The 2,476-nt window shown below is 59.3% G+C and carries 3 protein-coding genes; all 3 read left to right on the top strand.

Annotated elements, in window-relative coordinates; genetic code table 11:
- On the top strand, positions 1-750 hold a 750-nt coding region (locus AWB65_RS34615; RefSeq protein WP_327359621.1), incomplete at its 5' end, for a citrate/2-methylcitrate synthase.
- Positions 751-836: 86 nt separating this feature from the next.
- Complete coding sequence (locus AWB65_RS34610; RefSeq protein ID WP_087660933.1) at positions 837-1,346, top strand: hypothetical protein; 510 nt, start codon at positions 837-839, stop codon at positions 1,344-1,346.
- 33 nt (positions 1,347-1,379) lie between these two features.
- Positions 1,380-2,476: bifunctional 2-methylcitrate dehydratase/aconitate hydratase (locus AWB65_RS34605; protein WP_087671228.1), on the top strand; the 1,097-nt coding region annotated here is incomplete at its 3' end.

Genomic DNA, 2,476 nt, shown 5'->3' with positions numbered 1-2,476 from the left:
GCCTCGCTCGGCTCGATGCTGCTCTACTGGTATCACTATTCACATAACGGCCGTCGCATCGAAGTCGAAACCGACGACGATTCGATCGGCGGACACTTCCTGCATTTGCTGCATGGCGTGGCGCCGTCGAAGTCGTGGGTCGAGGCGATGCATACGTCGCTGAATCTGTACGCCGAGCATGAGTTCAACGCGTCGACGTTCACTGGGCGCGTGATCGCAGGCACGGGTTCGGATATCTACTCAGCAATCACAGGCGCAATCGGCGCGCTGCGCGGCCCGAAGCACGGCGGCGCGAACGAAGCCGCGTTCGAAATCCAGTCGCGCTATCAATCCGCCGACGAAGCCGAAGCCGATATCAAACGACGCGTCGAGAACAAGGAAGTCGTGATCGGCTTCGGCCATCCGGTGTACACGATCTCCGATCCGCGTAACAAGGTAATCAAGGAAGTCGCGAAGAAACTGTCGAAAGAAGCCGGCGACATGAAGTTGTTCGATATCGCCGAGCGCCTCGAATCGGTGATGTGGGACGCGAAGAAGATGTTCCCGAACCTGGACTGGTTCAGCGCGGTTTCGTATCACATGATGGGCGTGCCCACCGCGATGTTCACGCCGCTCTTCGTGATCTCGCGCACCGCCGGCTGGAGCGCGCACATCATCGAGCAGCGCATCGATAACAAGATCATCCGGCCGAGCGCGAATTACACCGGTCCCGAGAATTTGAAGTTCGTTCCGATAAATAAGCGAAAATAGCGGGCTGCGCGTTCGGATCGCGATTAAACGGGGTCCAACCGCGCAAAGTCTGCCTCCATCATTCACGCTTTTGAAAGGTTTCACTGATGAACAAATTTTTGATCGCTGCAGTCGTCGGCGCCCTGGCTACCTCTAGCATCGTCACGACCAACGCTATCGCCGCGACAACCACCGACGCCAAGGCTGCAACGGCCAAGGCTCAACGTCCGGCACCGAAAAAGCGCCTGATCAAGCGCAAGCCGGAAGCTGCCGCAGCAGCCGCCGCGAAGACCGACCCGATCCCCGAAGGCGCCACGAAGTGGTCGTGCAAGGAAGGCCTCGCCTTCTACATGAAAGGAGACATGAAGCGCGACGCCATCGTCACCGTCAACTGGGCACAGAAGGATTACCGCCTGCCGCGCCAGAGCACGACGACCGGCGCCGACCGGTTCCACGACTCGGCATCGGGCATGGACCTCGTCGTGATCCCGACGAAGGCAATGTTGTTTTCGGACAAGGACGAGTCGCGTCTCGCCGACGAATGTGTGACGCAGGAAATGGCAGCCGGTGCCCCTGCCCCGACGCAGTCGGAAGCGCTCATCAAGGACGTAAAGTAAGCCCAAGTCAGTACTTAAATCAGGAAGCTCTCGATGTCCGCACTGATATCCAACGTCCGGCCCGATCCGGACAAGGTACTTGTCGATATAGTCGACTATGTTCTCGACTACCGAATCAACAGCACGCTTGCGCTCGACACCGCGCGCAACTGCCTGATCGATACGCTCGGTTGCGGACTCGAAGCCCTTTCCTACCCCGCCTGCACCAAGCTGATGGGACCGATCGTGCCGGGCACGATCGTCCCCAACGGCGCCAAGGTGCCGGGCACCCAATTCCAGCTCGATCCAGTTCAGGCCGCGTTCAACATCGGCGCGATGATCCGTTGGCTCGACTTCAACGACACGTGGCTTGCCGCCGAATGGGGCCATCCGTCGGATAACCTCGGCGGCATTCTCGCGACCGCTGACTGGTTGTCGCGCAACGCCATCGCAACCGGCAAAACGCCGCTGACGATGAAAGACGTCCTGATCGCGATGGTCAAGGCGCATGAAATTCAGGGCTGCATCGCGCTCGAAAATTCGTTCAACAAGGTCGGACTCGATCACGTCTTGCTCGTGAAGCTGGCTTCGACGGCGGTCGTCGGGCAGTTGATCGGACTCACGCGTGACGAGTTGATCAACGCGGTATCGCTCGCGTTCGTCGACGGGCACTCGTTGCGCACGTATCGGCATGCGCCGAACACCGGTTCGCGCAAATCGTGGGCCGCAGGCGATGCCACCTCGCGCGCCGTGCGTCTCGCGCTGATCGCGAAGACCGGCGAGATGGGCTATCCGTCGGTTTTGAGCGCTAAAACGTGGGGCTTTTACGATGTCCTCTTCAAGGGCAACGAGTTCAAGTTCCAACGTCCGTACGGCTCGTACGTGATGGAAAACGTGCTGTTCAAGATTTCGTTCCCCGCTGAGTTTCACTCGCAAACGGCCGTGGAAGCAGCGATGACGCTGCATACGCAACTGAAGCAGGCAGGCAAAAGCGTCGAAGACATCAAGCGCATCACGATCCGCACGCACGAAGCCGCAATCCGCATCATCGATAAAAAAGGTCCGCTCGATAACCCCGCCGATCGCGATCACTGCATCCAGTACATGGTCGCCGTGCCGCTGATTTACGGCCGTCTCACCGCCGCCGATTA

The sequence above is a fragment of the Caballeronia humi genome (genome assembly GCF_001544475.1).
GTDB classification, from domain to species: Bacteria; Pseudomonadota; Gammaproteobacteria; order Burkholderiales; family Burkholderiaceae; genus Caballeronia; species Caballeronia humi.
This window is presented reverse-complemented; position numbering and strand designations above follow the sequence as displayed.